General features: G+C 66.7%; 14 protein-coding genes. 8 read left to right on the top strand and 6 right to left on the bottom strand.

Features of this window, described 5'->3' with window-relative positions; genetic code table 11:
- The first annotated feature begins 12 nt into the window (after nt 1-12).
- The gene (locus DM450_RS04140) at nt 13-1,392 is read left to right on the top strand and encodes a cryptochrome/photolyase family protein (protein WP_142637481.1); all 1,380 of its coding nucleotides are present in this window, start codon (nt 13-15) and stop codon (nt 1,390-1,392) included.
- Between the two features lie 72 nt (nt 1,393-1,464).
- Nucleotides 1,465-2,757, top strand: coding sequence for an SAM-dependent methyltransferase (locus tag DM450_RS04145; protein WP_142632725.1), 1,293 nt, complete (start codon nt 1,465-1,467; stop codon nt 2,755-2,757).
- Between the two features lie 15 nt (nt 2,758-2,772).
- Here DM450_RS04145 and DM450_RS04150 read toward each other — a convergent pair whose 3' ends face one another.
- The 3 genes from DM450_RS04150 to purF all read right to left on the bottom strand — a co-directional run bounded on the left by DM450_RS04150 (nt 2,773) and on the right by purF (nt 5,381).
- The gene (locus tag DM450_RS04150) at nt 2,773-3,111 is read right to left on the bottom strand and encodes a PilZ domain-containing protein (RefSeq protein ID WP_142632726.1); all 339 of its coding nucleotides are present in this window, start codon (nt 3,109-3,111) and stop codon (nt 2,773-2,775) included.
- A gap of 93 nt (nt 3,112-3,204) precedes the next feature.
- A complete protein-coding gene (locus tag DM450_RS04155; protein WP_142637483.1) occupies nt 3,205-3,927 on the bottom strand; it encodes an SDR family NAD(P)-dependent oxidoreductase in 723 nt (240 codons plus the stop codon).
- 5 nt (nt 3,928-3,932) lie between these two features.
- On the bottom strand, nt 3,933-5,381 hold the full coding sequence (gene purF, locus DM450_RS04160; protein ID WP_142632727.1) for an amidophosphoribosyltransferase: 1,449 nt from the start codon (nt 5,379-5,381) through the stop codon (nt 3,933-3,935).
- Nucleotides 5,382-5,784: 403 nt separating this feature from the next.
- Between purF and DM450_RS04165 the strand changes: the two genes are divergently transcribed.
- The 4 genes from DM450_RS04165 to DM450_RS04180 all read left to right on the top strand — a co-directional run bounded on the left by DM450_RS04165 (nt 5,785) and on the right by DM450_RS04180 (nt 8,572).
- Nucleotides 5,785-7,026, top strand: a complete 1,242-nt coding sequence (locus DM450_RS04165) for a lipoprotein-releasing ABC transporter permease subunit (RefSeq protein ID WP_142632728.1) — start codon at nt 5,785-5,787, stop codon at nt 7,024-7,026.
- Nucleotides 7,019-7,693 carry an ABC transporter ATP-binding protein gene (locus DM450_RS04170; protein WP_142632729.1) on the top strand — a complete coding sequence of 225 codons (675 nt, stop codon included), beginning with the start codon at nt 7,019-7,021 and terminating at the stop codon, nt 7,691-7,693. The genes DM450_RS04165 and DM450_RS04170 overlap by 8 nt, the downstream gene beginning before the upstream one ends.
- Before the next feature lie 92 nt (nt 7,694-7,785).
- Nucleotides 7,786-8,070, top strand: coding sequence for a hypothetical protein (locus tag DM450_RS04175; protein ID WP_142632730.1), 285 nt, complete (start codon nt 7,786-7,788; stop codon nt 8,068-8,070).
- Between the two features lie 10 nt (nt 8,071-8,080).
- Nucleotides 8,081-8,572, top strand: coding sequence for a glutathione peroxidase (locus DM450_RS04180; RefSeq protein WP_142632731.1), 492 nt, complete (start codon nt 8,081-8,083; stop codon nt 8,570-8,572).
- A 67-nt stretch (nt 8,573-8,639) separates the two neighbouring features.
- On the opposite strand, the gene DM450_RS04185 is transcribed toward DM450_RS04180, so the two are convergent.
- The gene (locus tag DM450_RS04185) at nt 8,640-9,281 is read right to left on the bottom strand and encodes an RcnB family protein (RefSeq protein ID WP_142632732.1); all 642 of its coding nucleotides are present in this window, start codon (nt 9,279-9,281) and stop codon (nt 8,640-8,642) included.
- Entirely contained in the window at nt 9,282-9,539 is a 258-nt protein-coding gene (locus DM450_RS04190) for a hypothetical protein (protein WP_142632733.1), read from the bottom strand.
- A gap of 24 nt (nt 9,540-9,563) precedes the next feature.
- Here DM450_RS04190 and dnaE point away from each other — a divergent pair, with 24 nt between their 5' ends.
- Both dnaE and DM450_RS04200 read left to right on the top strand, forming a co-directional pair.
- The gene (dnaE, locus tag DM450_RS04195; RefSeq protein ID WP_142632734.1) at nt 9,564-13,166 is read left to right on the top strand and encodes a DNA polymerase III subunit alpha; all 3,603 of its coding nucleotides are present in this window, start codon (nt 9,564-9,566) and stop codon (nt 13,164-13,166) included.
- A gap of 119 nt (nt 13,167-13,285) precedes the next feature.
- Nucleotides 13,286-14,884: a long-chain fatty acid--CoA ligase gene (locus DM450_RS04200; RefSeq protein WP_142637485.1), complete on the top strand. Its 1,599-nt coding sequence runs from the start codon at nt 13,286-13,288 to the stop codon at nt 14,882-14,884.
- A 54-nt stretch (nt 14,885-14,938) separates the two neighbouring features.
- Here the strand turns inward: DM450_RS04200 and DM450_RS04205 are convergent, their stop codons facing one another.
- The gene (locus DM450_RS04205; RefSeq protein ID WP_142632735.1) at nt 14,939-15,223 is read right to left on the bottom strand and encodes a hypothetical protein; all 285 of its coding nucleotides are present in this window, start codon (nt 15,221-15,223) and stop codon (nt 14,939-14,941) included.
- Between the last annotated feature and the right edge of the window lie 300 nt (nt 15,224-15,523).

Raw genomic sequence — 15,523 nt, forward strand, 5'->3', positions numbered from 1 at the left:
CGTTCCGGCACCATGAATACTCCCGTGATCGTCTGGCTGCGGCGCGACCTGCGCCTGTCAGACCAGCCTGCCATTGTCGAGGCCGCAAGCAAAGGGCCGGTGATTCCGGTCTATGTGCTGGACGACGAGACGCCGAAACACCGCCGCATGGGCGGCGCCTCGCGCTGGTGGCTGCACCATTCGCTCGCCAGCCTCGATGCTGCCTTGCGCGAGAAAGGAGCGCGGCTGATCCTGCGGCGGGGCAAGTGCGAGGACGTGCTGGCCGATCTCGTGAAGGAGACCGGCGCGGCCGAGGTCCATGCGCTCCACCACTACGAACCGTGGTGGCGCAATGCCGAGAAAGCGGTGGGCAAGGTGGCGGACCTGCATCTCCACCATGGCAACTACCTCGCGCCGCCGGGATCGGTGCTGAACGGCTCGGGCAATCCCTACCGCATCTATACGCCGTTCTGGCGGGCCTTGAACGAGCGCATGCCGCCGCACGATCCGCTGGAATGCCCGCAGAAGTTCGACGCGCCCGAGGCATGGCCGCGGTCCGACCGGCTGGAGGACTGGAACCTCCTGCCCAGCAAGCCCGACTGGGCTGGCGGCATGCGCGACATGTGGCAGCCGGGCGAGGAGGGCGCGCGCCAGCGGCTTGAGGACTTCGTCGAGGAGGCCGCGCGTTATGAAGCGCAGCGTAACCTGCCGTCGATCGAGGGCACCTCGTTCCTCTCGCCGCATCTGCACTTCGGCGAGATTTCGCCCGCGCAGATCTGGCATGCGGTGGCGGATGCGGGCGGTTCGGTCGGCACGTTCCTCGGCGAACTGGGCTGGCGCGACTATGCGCAGAACGTGCTGCTGATCCTGCCCGATTACGGCAGTCGCTCCGCCAAGGAGGACTTCTCGTTCCTGCAATGGCGCACGGGCAAAGGCGCCGAGGAAGACCTCAAGGCCTGGCAGCAGGGCAGGACCGGCTATCCCATCGTCGATGCCGGGATGCGCCAGCTCTGGCACACCGGCTGGATGCACAACCGGGTGCGGATGATCGCCGCCAGCTTCCTCATCAAGCACCTGCTGATCGACTGGCGCGAGGGCGAGCAGTGGTTCTGGGATACGCTGGTCGATGCCGATTACGGGTCCAACGCGGTGAACTGGCAGTGGAGCGCGGGCTCGGGCGTCGATGCACAGATGTTCGTGCGGATCATGGCGCCGCTCAGCCAGTCGGAGAAGTTCGATGCGGCCGCCTATATCCGCGAATGGGTACCTGAACTTGCCGATCTCCCCGACGGCGAGATCCACGATCCCGCACCGATGGTCCGTCCCAAGGGGTATCCGGCCAAGATCGTCGAACACCGAGACGGTCGCGAGCGGGCTCTGGCGGCCTGGCAGCACGTCAAGACAAGCGGCTAGGCGGAATGTGTCCACGCCGCCTAGTCCGTATGGGCAATTGCCCGGAGGCACCATAGGGTTCATACTTATGCGATGAACGCGCAGGCGCCCGCACGCGGAGAGGAGCTGGTCGACGGCGGCCGTGCCATCGGCGCGGGGCCGCAGTGGCTGGCAAAGGTGTGGTCGGGCGGCGTCGCCAAGGTGCTGGACCGGATCGATGCCGGTCTGGCGCGCGGTTCGATCGAGACCAGGCTGCCTTCGGGCGAGACCCGGCTGCTCGGTGGCCGGGAGCCCGGGTTCGCGGCCCATGTCGAGATCCGCAACTGGCGGGCGCTGCTGCGGCTGGCAACGGCAGGCTCGGTCGGCTGGTATCAGGCCTGGGAGGCGGGCGAGTGGGACAGCCCCGATCCCGTGGCGATCTTTGCCCTGTTCATGAACAATGCCTTGAGCCTGGGCAACACGGCCCGCGCGCACGGCCCCTGGCGGCTGGTGAGCCGGTTCGTGCACTGGCTGCATCGCAACAGCCGCTCGGGATCCTTGCGCAACATCCACGCGCACTACGATCTCGGCAACGATTTCTACGAGGCCTGGCTGGGCGGCACGATGCTCTATTCGAGCGCGATCTACCCGCGCGAGGGCGGGCGGCCCAATGCCCTTTCGCAGTTCGTGACGCCGCTGGACGCGGCGCAGTCCACCAAGATCGCGGCGATGGCGGAGCGGCTGGCGCTGGAGGCGGGACAGAGCGTATTGGAGATCGGTTGCGGTTGGGGCACGCTGGCGGCGTTTCTGGCCGAAAGCAAATGCGTTTCGGTGGAGGCGATCAGCCTGTCTGACCAGCAGCTTGCCTATGCCCGGGCGCGCTGGGCGCCGGGCAAGGGCGGCGTGACATTCCGCAAGCAGGACTATCGCGACGTCAGCGGGCAGTACGACGCCATCGCCTCGGTGGAGATGGTGGAGGCGGTGGGGCGCCAATACTGGCCCGATTTCCTCGACTGCATCGCCCGCAACCTCAAGCCGGGCGGGCGGGCGGCGATCCAGTTCATCGCCATGGATGAGCGAATCTTCGAGCCTTATGCGCGCAGTGCCGACTTCATCCAGACCTTCATCTTCCCCGGCGGCATGCTCATCAAGGAACCCGAGTTCCAGCGCCTTGCGGCCGAACGCGGGCTATCGTGGGAGAAGCGTCATGGCTTCGCGCGGGACTATGCGCGCACGCTTCGCGAATGGCGCGACAATTTCGACGCGGCGGTCGCGGCGGGGCGGCTGCCGCCCGGCTTCGACGACCGCTTCATCCGCCTCTGGCGTTTCTACCTGATGTATTGCGAGGGCGGGTTCCTGGGCGGCGGCATCGACGTTGCGCAGGTCACCCTGGTGAAGCGCGGGTAGAGGAAAAGCGCGCGCTCAGCTTCCCGAGCCGCTCCAGCGGGCAAGGATGGTCTCGAGGATGATCGGGCTGAGCAACTGTTCGAAGGAGCAGCCGACCAGCCCGTCCTGCCACCAGACCACGCGACTGGGCAGCGATTCCATGCCGGGCAGGGTCAGCCAGCAATAGGTACCGGGATGCAGGCGGCTGATCGCGGTGGCCGAGAAGCCGGAGAGCGAGAGATCGCGCACCGCGGTCTGGTAACCCTTGGTGCCCGAGGCGCGAAAGCCGGCCGGGATGGCGATCCGCACGCGCGGCGCGCTGCGGTCTTCCTGGGCGGCGACTTCGTAGCGTTGCGGCGGCTGTGTCCTGATCATCGTGGCGGTACCCGTCCCGTTGGAACGGCGCCCCTGCTTGGGGGCAAGGGGCGCCGTCCGGACGAAAGATCGCGCCGCGCGGTTACCGCCGGGTTACGAGGTCTGGTTAACGTCTTCGTGGTGTCCGCTCTCGAAGGGTTCGCCAAGCAGCGCCACGAGGCGCGCGGCAACGACTTGCGGCGGCTTGACCGAGGCAGGGGCCTCGCCCGGATAGGCGCGGGCGCGCATCGCGGTGCGGGTGGCGCCGGGATTGACCACGGCAACGCGCACTTTTGAGGTGTTGCGGGTTTCCTCGGCATAACATTCGAGCAGCATGTCGCTGGCGGCCTTGGACGCGGCATAGGCGCCCCAGAAGGCACGCGGCTTGCTGGCGACGGTGCTGGTCATGCCGATCACGCGGGCATCCTGGCTCTTGCGCAGCAGCGGATCGAAGTTGGCGATCAGCGCCTGCGTGGCGAGGACATTGGTGGTGAGCGCCTTGTTGAAGGCGCGCTGGTCGATGTCGGCCACACTGGTCAGTTCGGGCAGGATCGCCGCGTTGACGACGAGGATGTCGAGCTTGCCCCAGCGCTGCGAGACGGCGGTGGCGAGGCGGGCGATGCCGTCGGGCTCCACCAGGTCGACCGGCGCGATGGTGGCCGCGCCGCCCGACTGGTAGATCTGTTCCTCGATTCCCTCGAGCGCCTTGGTATCGCGCCCGGTCAGCAGCACGTGCGCGCCGGCCTGCGCCAGCGCGATGGCCGTGGCCGCACCGATGCCGCGGCTCGAACCGGTGACAAGCGCCACCTGTCCGTCGAACGGCTTTGCCCCCGCCACTTCGCTCACGCCGCGGTCAGCTCGGTGCTGAAACGGTCGGTGAAGTCGGTCAGCTTGGTCGGATATTCGCCCGAGAAGCAGGCGTCGCAGAACTGCGGGCACTTCTTGATGCGCTTTTCCTCGCCGACCGCGCGGTAGAGACCGTCGATCGAGACGAAGGCCAGGCTGTCGGCCTTGATGAAGTCCGCCATGGCCTGGATGTCCATGTTGGCGGCCAGCAGCTTCGAACGCTCCGGCGTGTCGACGCCGTAGAAGCACGAATGCTCGGTCGGCGGGCTGGCGATGCGCATGTGCACTTCGGCAGCGCCGGCGTCGCGCATCATCTCGACGATCTTCATCGAGGTGGTGCCGCGCACGATCGAATCGTCGATCAGGATGATCTTCTTGCCTTCGACGACCGCGCGGTTGGCGTTGTGCTTGCGCTTCACGTCGGCATGGCGGGCCGCGTCACCCGGCTGGATGAAAGTGCGGCCGACATAGTGCGAACGCACGATGCCCAGCTCGAAGGGAATGCCCGATTGCTGGGCATAACCGATGGCGGCGGGCACGCCGCTGTCGGGAACCGGGATCACGACGTCGGCGGCGGCAGGCGCTTCCTTGGCCAGTTCCATGCCGATCTGCTTGCGTACGCCGTAGACCGAGCGGCCATCCATCACCGAGTCGGGACGGCTGAAGTAGACGTGCTCGAAGATGCAGGGGCGCGGGGCCGGGTTGCCGAAGGGGCGGTGGCTGGAGATCGTGCCCTTGTGGTCGACCTGGACCATCTCACCCGGCTCGATCGAGCGGATGAATTCGGCGCCGATCACGTCGAAGGCCACGGTTTCCGAGGCAAACACGGTGGCATCGCCGATGCGGCCCATGACCAGCGGACGGATGCCCAGCGGATCGCGGCAGGCGATCATGCCTTCCGCGGTCATGCAGATCAGCGAATAGGCGCCTTCCACCATGCGCAGCGCGTCGACGAAACGATCGAGCAGCGTGGGGTAGCGGCTGGTGGCGACGAGGTGGATGATCACCTCGGTGTCCGAGGTCGACTGGAAGATCGAACCCTTCGACACCAGATCGCGCTTCAGCGTCATCGCGTTGGAGATGTTGCCGTTGTGGGCGATCGCGAAACCGCCGTCGGCAAGGTCGGCAAAGAGCGGCTGCACGTTGCGCAGGCCCGAACCGCCGGTGGTGGCGTAACGCACGTGGCCCGAGGCCATGGTGCCGGGCAGGGTATCGAGCTCGCGCTGCGAGAACACCTGCGCCACGTGGCCGAGGCCGCGGTAGGAGTGGAACTCCTGGCCCGAGAAGCTGGTGATGCCCACCGCTTCCTGCCCGCGATGCTGGAGCGAGTGAAGCCCGGCGGCAGCGATATTCGCCGCCTCACGAGCACCGATTACGCCGAAGATGCCGCACTCTTCGCGCAGCTTGTCCCCGTCGGCGTCAAGGAAGGGGTTAGTCAGGTTCATGGGTGTTTTTTCCGGCCCGGTGGCACGTCAGTGGCTGGCGCGCATTTGGATCGGATCGGGCGGAAATGCAAGGGGAGAAGCCAGCATCTTGGCAAGGCGCCCGGATGGCAGGGCTCTGGGGGCGCTTCGCCACGGGCTCGTGCAGGCTGATGCACCGTCCGGATGACCGGATGATGACAGCGGGGGAGCCCGTTTCGGGGCGAATCATCCCCGGCGGCGAGCGGCAGGCGATGCGGGAACCCTCCGGCGCTTCACGTATTGTTCAGCCACGCAGATCCACCCCGGCACCGGCTTGCGGTCCCGCTGGCCCGTGCGCTGAACAGTGCGTTTACCCGTGCGCTTGCCAGTATCGGCGCATAGCCTTAATGCCGCCTCATCCCTCGATCTCAGACGGACCCGTCGCTTGATCCTTTCCCCTTTCGAATGGACCATTGCCAAGCGCTACATGCTGCCCGGAAAGGGCGAGCGCTTCATCGCACTGGTTGCCGGCATCAGCCTTGTCGCCGTCATGCTCGGCGTCGCCGCGCTGGTCATCGTCATGAGCGTCATGAACGGTTTCCGCGCCGAACTCTTCGACAAGATCGTCGGCCTCAACGGCCATGCGATCGTCCAGGGCTACGGCGGGCGCATCGACAACTGGCAGGGCGTGCTCAAGGACGTCCGGGATACGCCCGGCGTCGTGCGCGCCTCGCCGCTGATCGAGCAGCCGCTCATGACCACCTTCAACGGACGGGTCGAGGGCGTGCAGGTGCGCGGCAATACCGCCGAGGACATCGCCCGGCTCAAGGACAAGGTGAAGGACGGCAGCCTTGCCGCCCTGCGGCCCGGCAGCGATACGGTGGCGATCGGCACCGAGCTTGCCAAGAATCTCGGCGCGCAAGTGGGGGACACGATCACCGTGATCAACCCGTTCGGCCGTTCCACCCCGTTCGGCACGGTGCCGCGTCAGGTCGCCTACCGGGTCGGCGCGATCTTCGAGATCGGCATCTACGATTATGACAGCGGCTTTGTGGTCATGCCGATGCAGGATGCGCAGACGCTGCTGCTGACCGGCGATACCGTGGGCATGATCGAGGTGACCACCACCGATCCCGACCGCGTCGAGACGATCCTGGCCCCGGTCCAGCGCAAGCTGGCCGGCCGCGCCGTGATCACCGACTGGAAGACCCTCAACGCCTCGCTGTTCGAGGCGCTGGCGGTGGAGCGGGTGGCGATGTTCGTGGTGCTCTCGATCATCGTGCTGGTGGCGGTGTTCAACATCCTGTCCTCGCTGATCATGCTGGTGCGCGCCAAGACCCGCGACATCGCGATCCTGCGCACGATGGGGGCGACGCGTCGCTCGCTGCTGAAGGTCTTCGTGACGACGGGCTTCTGCATCGGCGCGCTGGGGACGGTGGCCGGCGTGATCATCGGCTTCATCTTCCTCCATTTCCGCCAGCCCATCGTCCATGGGGTGGAGATCGTCACCGGCCAGAACCTTTGGGATCCCTCGATCCGCTTCCTGACCGAACTGCCGTCGCGTTCGGACCCGGTGGAGATCGCGGTGATCTGCGTGATGGCGCTGGTCTTCAGTTTCCTTGCCACGCTCTACCCGGCCTACAAGGCGGCGAGCACCGATCCCGTGCAGGTCCTGCGTTATGAATGATCCGGTAGTTCGCCTCAAGGCGCTGACCCGCAGCTTCGAGCAGGGCGGCGTCACCATCGACGTGCTGCGCGGCGTCGATCTCGACGTCCAGCCCGGCGAGATCGTGGCGCTGCTGGGCCCCTCGGGCTCGGGCAAGTCGACGATGCTCCAGGCCATCGGCCTTCTGGAAGGCGGTTTCGGCGGGCTCATCGAGATCGCCGGCATCAACGCCTCGAAGCTCGGCAAGGACGAGCGCGCGGCGGTGCGGCGCGATCACATCGGCTTTGTCTACCAGTTCCACCACCTGCTGCCCGATTTCAACGCGATCGAGAACGTGGTGCTGCCGCAGCTCATCACCGGCAAGCCGCGCGCGGAGTGCGAGGAGCGGGCGAAGGAACTGCTGGGCGCGCTGGGCCTCGGCCAGCGCCTCGATCACCGGCCGAGCAAGCTTTCCGGCGGCGAGCAGCAGCGCGTGGCGGTCGCCCGCGCTTTGGCCAATCGCCCGCGCCTGGTGCTGGCGGACGAGCCCACCGGCAATCTCGACGAGGCGACCGCGGACAAGGTCTTTGCGCAGTTCCTCGAACTCGTGCGCGGGCAGGGCAGCGCGGCGCTGGTCGCCACCCACAACGAGCGGCTGGCAGCGGCGATGGACCGCGTGGTGCGGCTCCATGAGGGCGTACTGGCCTGAGGGAACCGGCAAGCGCATCGCTCGTTGAATTCCGTGATTTCGCATACCAGATACAGTAGAACAGCAGATACTTGAGGAAAGGATCGCAGGACATGAGCGACATTCCGTCCACCATCCGGGCAGAGAGCGCCGGACCCGAACGGTTCCATTGGGAAGACTCGGCGGAACTGCACAAGTGCGCGGACGGCGGCGGCCTGTTCCACAACCTCAAGGTCATTCGCCGGGGCAGCGTGTCCGAACTCGTGCGGTTCGTGATGAGCCTGCCCGAGGACGAGCAGGACGACTACGCGATCCAGAAGGACGGCGACCGCACTTTCCGCATCGGCGAGATCCGCGCGCTGTCCCGCCGCGCCGACTTTCCTGCCACCGGCGCGTGAGTTCGCCGGCTTGAGCAAGGATCCGCGCACGATCGCCGACTTCACCGCGGCCCTGCCCAGCGGCGAGACGGTCAGTCTTGCCGACCGGGCGGGCAAGGTGCTGCTTGTCGTCAATACCGCCAGCAAGTGCGGGTTCACGCCGCAGTACGCGGGGCTGGAGCAACTCTGGCGCATGCACGGGGCACAGGGTTTCGAGGTCATCGCTTTTCCCTGCAACCAGTTCGGCGGCCAGGAACCGGGTGATGCCGACGAAATCGCCGGCTTCTGCGAGGTGAACTTCGGCCTCTCCTTCCCGCTGATGGGCAAGGTGGAGGTCAACGGGGACAATGCGCCGCCGCTCTGGCAATGGCTCAAGGCCGAGGCGCCGGGGGTGCTGGGCAGCAAGTCGATCAAGTGGAACTTCACCAAGTTCCTGATCGGCCGCGACGGCAAGGTCGTGCGCCGCTATGCGCCGACCGACAAGCCCGAGACCATCGAGCAGGACATCGTCAAGCTGCTCTGATCCGCCCGCATGGGCGCGATCGGCAAAAGGGGCGCGGCCGCCATGGCCGCGCCCCTTTTCCGTCGGCTCAATAGAAGGCGCCGTAGATCACGTCGACGACGGCGCGGGTGCGACGGTCGACCAGCAGCAGGTCGGGGCCATAGCGTACCCAGTAGTAGCCCGGAGGCGGCGGTCCGACGCCGATCATCGCGTAGTTCTGGAACAGGTAGGTCGAGGACAGGAAGATCGCGGGCAGGATCATGTGAACATGCCAGCGGCGATAGCCGTAGCCGCGGGGATAGCGGTACGGCGGCGCATGCATGGGCCGGAACGTGCTCGGGCGGCCCATGCCGGGGCGGTGCGGCTGATGGACGGCCGGCGGGCGGCCGTGGTCCGGCGGCGGACGGTGGCTGCTGCCGCCGTGCCCGTTGCCGTGCCCGTTGCCATGACCGTTGTCCGGGGGGCGATGGGCGTTGCCGCCGCCACTGGGCGGGCGTTGGTTGTTACCACCCCCGCCACCCGGCGGGCGCTGGTTGTTGCCGCCGCCCGAGGGCGGACGGGTCACGTTTCCGCCACCGCCGCTCGGCGGGCGGTTGGCATTGCCGCCTCCGCCCGGTGGCCGCGATGCTCCGGGGCGCTGGTGCTGCTGCGCCAGTGCCGCGAATTCGTCGGGCAGCAGTCCGTCCGGCGCCAGCAGCAGGGGGATGAGGGCAAGATAGGCGTACCTCATTCAGAGTTCTCCCAGTACGGCCATGACAATCCGGCGATCTTCGGAGCGATCCGCATTCGTGGCCCGTCGAGGTTGGACATCGCGCAAGCGGGGCAAACCGGACTCGATGAAGTTTTTCGGGACGATGCTCCTGTTTTCAGTCGCTTTCAAGGCTCGGCTGACGATCCTGTCCGGGTTGCCGGGGCGTCCGTCCGCACGTCTGTCCACGGGCTTATCCCCAGCCCCCATGTTGATCGCGCGGCCCTCTTGATCGCGCATGGGGGCAGCGCCTAAATTCCCGCGATGGCCTATGCACCCTTTGTCCCGCTGCGCATCTTTTCGAGCTTCACGATGCTGGACGGGGCAATCGATCCCAAGGCCGCGGCCAAGCTGGCGAAGGAGCGCAAGTTCCCTGCCGCCGCGATCTGCGACCGCAACGGTCTTTACGGCGCGCCGATGTATGCCGGTGCCTGCAAGGGCGTGGGCGTGCAGCCGATCGTCGGCACGTTCCTCGCCATCGGCCGTCCCGGCGCCGTCGCGCAGGGGCAGGAGCGGCCGATCGACTGGCTGGCTCTGTTGGCGCAGAACGAGGCGGGCTGGCTCAACTTGTGCGATCTGGTCAGCCGCGCGCATCTTGACCGTCCGCTCGAACTCGACGCCCATGTCGAACTCGAAAGCCTGCGCGGTCATACCGACGGCCTGATCTGCCTGACCGGCGGCGACGAGGGCGCGCTGGCGCGGCTCTACGCGGCGGGCAAGGCCGAGGCGGCGGAACGCTATTGCGACACCCTGCAATCGCTGTTTGGCGACCGTCTCTACATCGAGATCACCCGCACCGGCGAGGCCGTGGAGGACGAGAGCGAGGAAGACCTGATCGCGCTCGCCTATGAACGCGACATCCCGCTGGTCGGCACCAACCCGGCGCAATATGCCGAGGCCAAGTTCCACCCGGCGCATGATGCACTGCTCTGCATCGCCAACTCGACGCAGGTCGACGCCGCCGACCGTCCGCGTTCCTCCTCGGAACGCTGGGTCAAGCCGGTCGAGATGATGCAGGAGCTGTTCGCGGATCTGCCCGAGGCGCTGGCGAACACGCTCGTCGTCGCGCAGCGCTGTGCCTACATGCCGCCGCGCCGCAAGCCGCTGCTGCCCAGCCTCGCCGGTGACCTCGAGGGCGAGGCGCGGATGCTGGCGGACAATTCGCGCGCGGGCCTTGCCCGCCGTCTCGCGCCGTACTGGCCGGACGTGACCGAGGCGGAACTCGACGCCGCCATGGCGCTCCAGGGCGAGGAGCGCGAGGCCGCCTACAAGGAACTCGCCCAACGCGGCGTCACCGAGGATTTCCTCGACTACGCCAGGCGCCTCGATTTCGAGGTGCAGATCATCGTCGGCATGGGTTTCCCCGGCTACTTCCTGATCGTGGCCGACTTCATCAAGTGGGCCAAGGACAACGACATTCCAGTGGGGCCGGGCCGTGGTTCGGGCGCCGGCTCGCTGGTCGCCTGGGCGCTCACCGTCACTGACCTCGATCCGCTCAAGCTGGGCCTGCTGTTCGAACGCTTCCTGAACCCGGAACGCGTCTCGATGCCGGACTTCGATATCGACTTCTGCGAAACCCGGCGCGGCGAGGTGATCCGCTACGTCCAGCGCAAGTACGGTGACGATCACGTGGCGCAGATCATCACGTTCGGCAAGATGAAGGCCCGCGCGGTGCTGCGCGACTGCGGGCGCATCCTGCAGATGGGCTACGGCCGCGTCGACAGCCTCTGCAAGATGGTGCCCAACCATCCGACCGATCCCTGGACGCTGACCGAGGCGCTGCACGGCCGCAAGAAGCACGGCGTCACGTCCGATCCGCCGGTCGCCGAATTCCGCCGCGAATACGATGTCGACCATGAGGTGAAGCGCCTCGTTGACCTCGCCGTGCAGCTCGAAGGCCTGCCGCGCAACTCGTCCACCCACGCGGCGGGCGTGGTGATCGGCGATCGTCCGCTGGCGCAGCTGGTGCCGCTCTACCGCGATCCGCGCTCGGACATGCCGGTGACGCAGTTCGACATGAAGTCGGTGGAAGACACCGGCCTCGTGAAGTTCGACTTCCTCGGCCTCAAGACTCTCTCGGTGCTCAAGAAGGCCTGCGACCTGCTGGCCCGGCGCGGGATCACCATCAACCTGTCGACGCTCGGCTGGGACGATCCGGCGGTCTACGAACTGCTCAAGCGCGGCGATACGGTCGGCGTGTTCCAGCTCGAATCGGAAGGCATGCGCCGCACGCTGGCGGCGGTGAAGCCGACCAACTTCGGCGACATCATCGCGCTCGTCTCGCTCTACCGCCCGGGCCCGATGGACAACATTCCGCTGTTCGGCAGGCGCAAGAACGGGCTGGAATCGATCGAATACCCGCACGACAAGCTGGCGGGCATCCTGGGCGAGACATACGGGATCTTCGTCTACCAGGAACAGGTCATGCAGGCCGCGCAGATCCTGGCGGGCTACTCGCTGGGCGACGCCGACCTTCTGCGCCGCGCGATGGGCAAGAAGGTCCAGGCGGAAATGGACAAGCAGCGCCAGCGCTTCGTCGATGGCTGCAAGGACGTGTCCGGCATCGATGCGGCCAAGGCCAACGAACTGTTCGACTTGATCGACAAGTTCGCCGGCTACGGCTTCAACAAGTCGCACGCCGCCGCCTACGCGCTGCTCGCCTACCACACCGCCTGGTTCAAGGCGCATTACCCGCACGAATTCTACGCCGCCTCGATGTGCTTCGACATGCACCAGTCGGAAAAGCTGGCGATTTTCGTGGACGACGCGCGCCGCAATGGCATCGAACTGGCCCCGCCCGACATCAACATGTCCGAGGCCGAGTTCTGCGTCGAGGAAACGCATGACAGCCACGCGGTGCGTTACGCGCTCGCAGGCATCCGCAATGTCGGCGAGAAGGCGATGGAGGCGATCGTTGCCGAGCGCGAGGCGAACGGCAAGTTCGTCAGCCTCGACGACGTGTTCCGCCGTGCGCCTGCCGGATCGATGAACCGCCGCCAATTGGAAAGCCTCGCCGCGGCAGGCGGGTTCGATGCCCTCGAGCCCAACCGCGCCAAGGTGCTTGCCAATGCGGATACCCTGCTGGCCGAGGCGGACCGGTCCTCGCGCGAGCGCAATTCGGACCAGAACAGCCTGTTCGGCGGCGACGACCATGTCGAGCAGGACCTGCGTCTCGTCGATGCCCAGCCCTGGAGCCGCATGGACCAGATGGCCAAGGAGCGCGAGACGTTCGGCTTCTACTTCGCGGCCCATCCGGTCGAGCAGTACCGCGCGGTGGCATCGGCCAACGGCGCGCGGACTTTCTCCAGCCTGATGGCGGGCGGCAGCGGCGGCGGCCGGGCCGGGGCTGTCATGGCGGCGATGGTCGAGAACGTGCAGAAGCGAAAGACCAAGCGGGGCAAAGACTTCGTCATGGTCGACTACTCGGATTCGTCGGGCAACTTCTCGGCCTGCTGCTTCGAGGAAAGCATGGTCGAGAGCTTCGTGAAATGGGGCAAGGAGAGCGCCTGCGTGTTGCTCACCGTCGAGCTGGACAGCCCCAATCCCGACGAGCCGCCGCGCGTGACCGTGCGCGGGGCACGCCCGCTTGCCGAAGTGAAGGCGGATGCGCGCATGTTCCTGACCCTCGACATCGACCGCATCGAGGCGGTGCAGGAACTGGCCATGCTGGTGCGCACCGGCGCGCCCGGCTGCGGCGAGATCATGGCGACACTGCATCTGGGCGGCGGCAAGACGCAGAAAGTGCGCCTTGGCCGTGATTTTGCGCTGGATGGCGATTTTGCCGAGCACCTTGCCAGCGTCGCGGGGCTGTCCAACATCTCGCTCGTCGCCCGGCGCGGTCCCGAGGGGCTGCGGCAGGCGGCGTAAGAGTGCGCGGAATCCCGGATTGATACAGGGCTGTCGGAATTTTCCGCCGGGCCGAGGCGCGCATGTCTTGCGTCCTGCGAATGAACGTTCATACCTTCGCAGCATAGCGGGAGATGGCTATGCCGGGAGACATGCAGGACTGGGAACTGCGGGTATCGGGTTTGCTCGATCACGCGGCGTTTCAGCATGGACCGCGCGAGATCGTGACGCGCTGGGCGGATGGCTCGCAGTCCCGCACCAGCTGGGCCGGGGTGCGCCATGATGCGCTGAGAATGGTGCAGGCGCTGCGGCGGATGGACGTCTATCCGGGCGAGCGGGTGGCGACGCTGGCGATGAACCACGGGCGCCATCTGGCCGCCTGGTTCGGCGCCACCGGCGCGGGCTGTGTGCTCCATACCCTCAACCCGCGCCTGTTCGACGAGCAACTCGCCTGGATCGTCAATCACGCCGAGGATACGGTGCTGATCTATGACGCGGCGTTTCGCCCGCTGGTCGAGCGGATCCTGCCGTCTTGCCCGACCATCCGGCGCACCATCTGTTTCGACGCGCGGTCCTGGGGGCCGGACTTCGAGGACTGGCTGGCGGCCGAGGACGGCGAGGCGGACTGGACCTCCGGCTGCGAACTGGCGCCCTGCATGCTATGCTACACCAGCGGCACGACGGGCGATCCCAAGGGGGTGCTCTATTCCCATCGCTCGCAGGTCCTGCATACGCTGGCGATGATCGCGCCTTCGGCGCTCGACCTGGCGCCGCGATCGGTGGTCCTGCCGGTGGTGCCGATGTTCCATGCCAACAACTGGGGCCTGCCCTGGGCCTGCGCGGCGACCGGCGCCAAGATGGTCTGGAGCCAGACCAACGAGGCCGAGGCGCTGTGCGCGCTCATGGACCAGGAATTGGTGACGCATGTCGCGGGCGTGCCGGCGGTATGGTTTGCGATGTTCGAGCATCTTGACCGCACCGGTGCGGCGCTGCCGCCGATCCGGCAGGCGCTGTCGGGGGGATCGGCGGTGCCGCGCAGTGTCGTCGAGCGGCTGATGCGCGCGGGCGTTCGTGTGGCGCAGGCCTGGGGAATGACCGAGACCTCGCCCATCGCCACCGTCGCCTATGAGCCTGCCGGGTGGGATGACATGTCCTTCGACGAACAGGTCACCTGCAAGAGCAGCCAGGGACGGCCGCTCTACGGGGTCGAAGTGCGGGTGGTCGGCCTGGAGGGGCAGGGCGCTCCCCTGCCGCACGACGGGATCTCCGCCGGGGCGTTGCAAGTGCGCGGGCCGTGGACGGTGAAGCGCTATTTTCGCGCCGAGGACGATGCGGTGGATCATGACCAGTGGTTCGATACCGGCGATGTCGCCACCATCGCCCCCGACGGCACCCTGCATCTGACCGACCGGACCAAGGACCTCATCAAGTCGGGCGGGGAGTGGATCAGTTCGGTCGAGCTGGAAAACGCCGCGGTCGGCCATCCCGAGGTCATCGAGGCGGCGGCGATCGGCGTGCCCCATCCGCGCTGGGACGAAAGGCCGCTGCTGGTCGCCGTGCGCAAGCCGGGCAGCGTGCTTGGCGCGCAAGACTTGCGGAACTATCTCGCCGGGAAAGTGGCGCGGTGGTGGCTGCCGGATGCCATCGAGTTTGTCGGCAACCTGCCTCATACCGGCAGCGGAAAGCTCGACAAGAAGGCGCTGCGCCTGCTTTTTGCCGATTACACGCTGCCGGTCTGAGAACTTGTGCCCGGGAAATGCGCGTCTCGCGCGTTTTCAAACGGGCTCAGATGCTTACTTGTCCTTGTTGGCGAGGTCGCCGGCGGCACTCTCGGCCGCGTCGCCAACCTTGTCGGCGGCTTTGCCGATGTCGTTTGCCGCATTGGTCACGGCATTGTCGCGCAGGGCCTCGCTCTCGTTCTGGCGGCTGAACAGGTAGAGCCCGCCGACGACGGCGACGAGCAGGACGAGCGCCATGACGATGCCGGTCCCGCCGGACGATCCGCGCTCTCGGATCACGGTGGTGGTGTGGGTGGGGGTTTCCGGCCTGCGCTCGGTTTCGACTATCCTCTCGTCCATTGCGGTTCTCCTGTCCTGTCTTGTCAGTGACTGTCGATGGAGAGGGGAACACGCGGGAGGCGCTTCGGTTTCATCAGTCACGGTATTCCCGCCGGCGTTTCATCCCCAATGCCGCGCCTCTCTCGGTAAAATCCTCGCTTATCAGCATCATGGTCTGCGGGCAGTCCCCGATGGCCATGGCGCAGCGGCGTTTATGCGTTTACGGCTTAGGCGGCGCGGACAAATTCCGCGTTGCCACGGCTGGAGACAAAAGCCGTCAATTCCAGAAGGCGAGGCGCAGGAGTATGTCGATACTTCCAG

Origin of the sequence: Sphingomonas sp. IC081, from assembly GCF_006874585.1 — a bacterium.
Lineage (GTDB): Bacteria > Pseudomonadota > Alphaproteobacteria > Sphingomonadales > Sphingomonadaceae > Novosphingobium.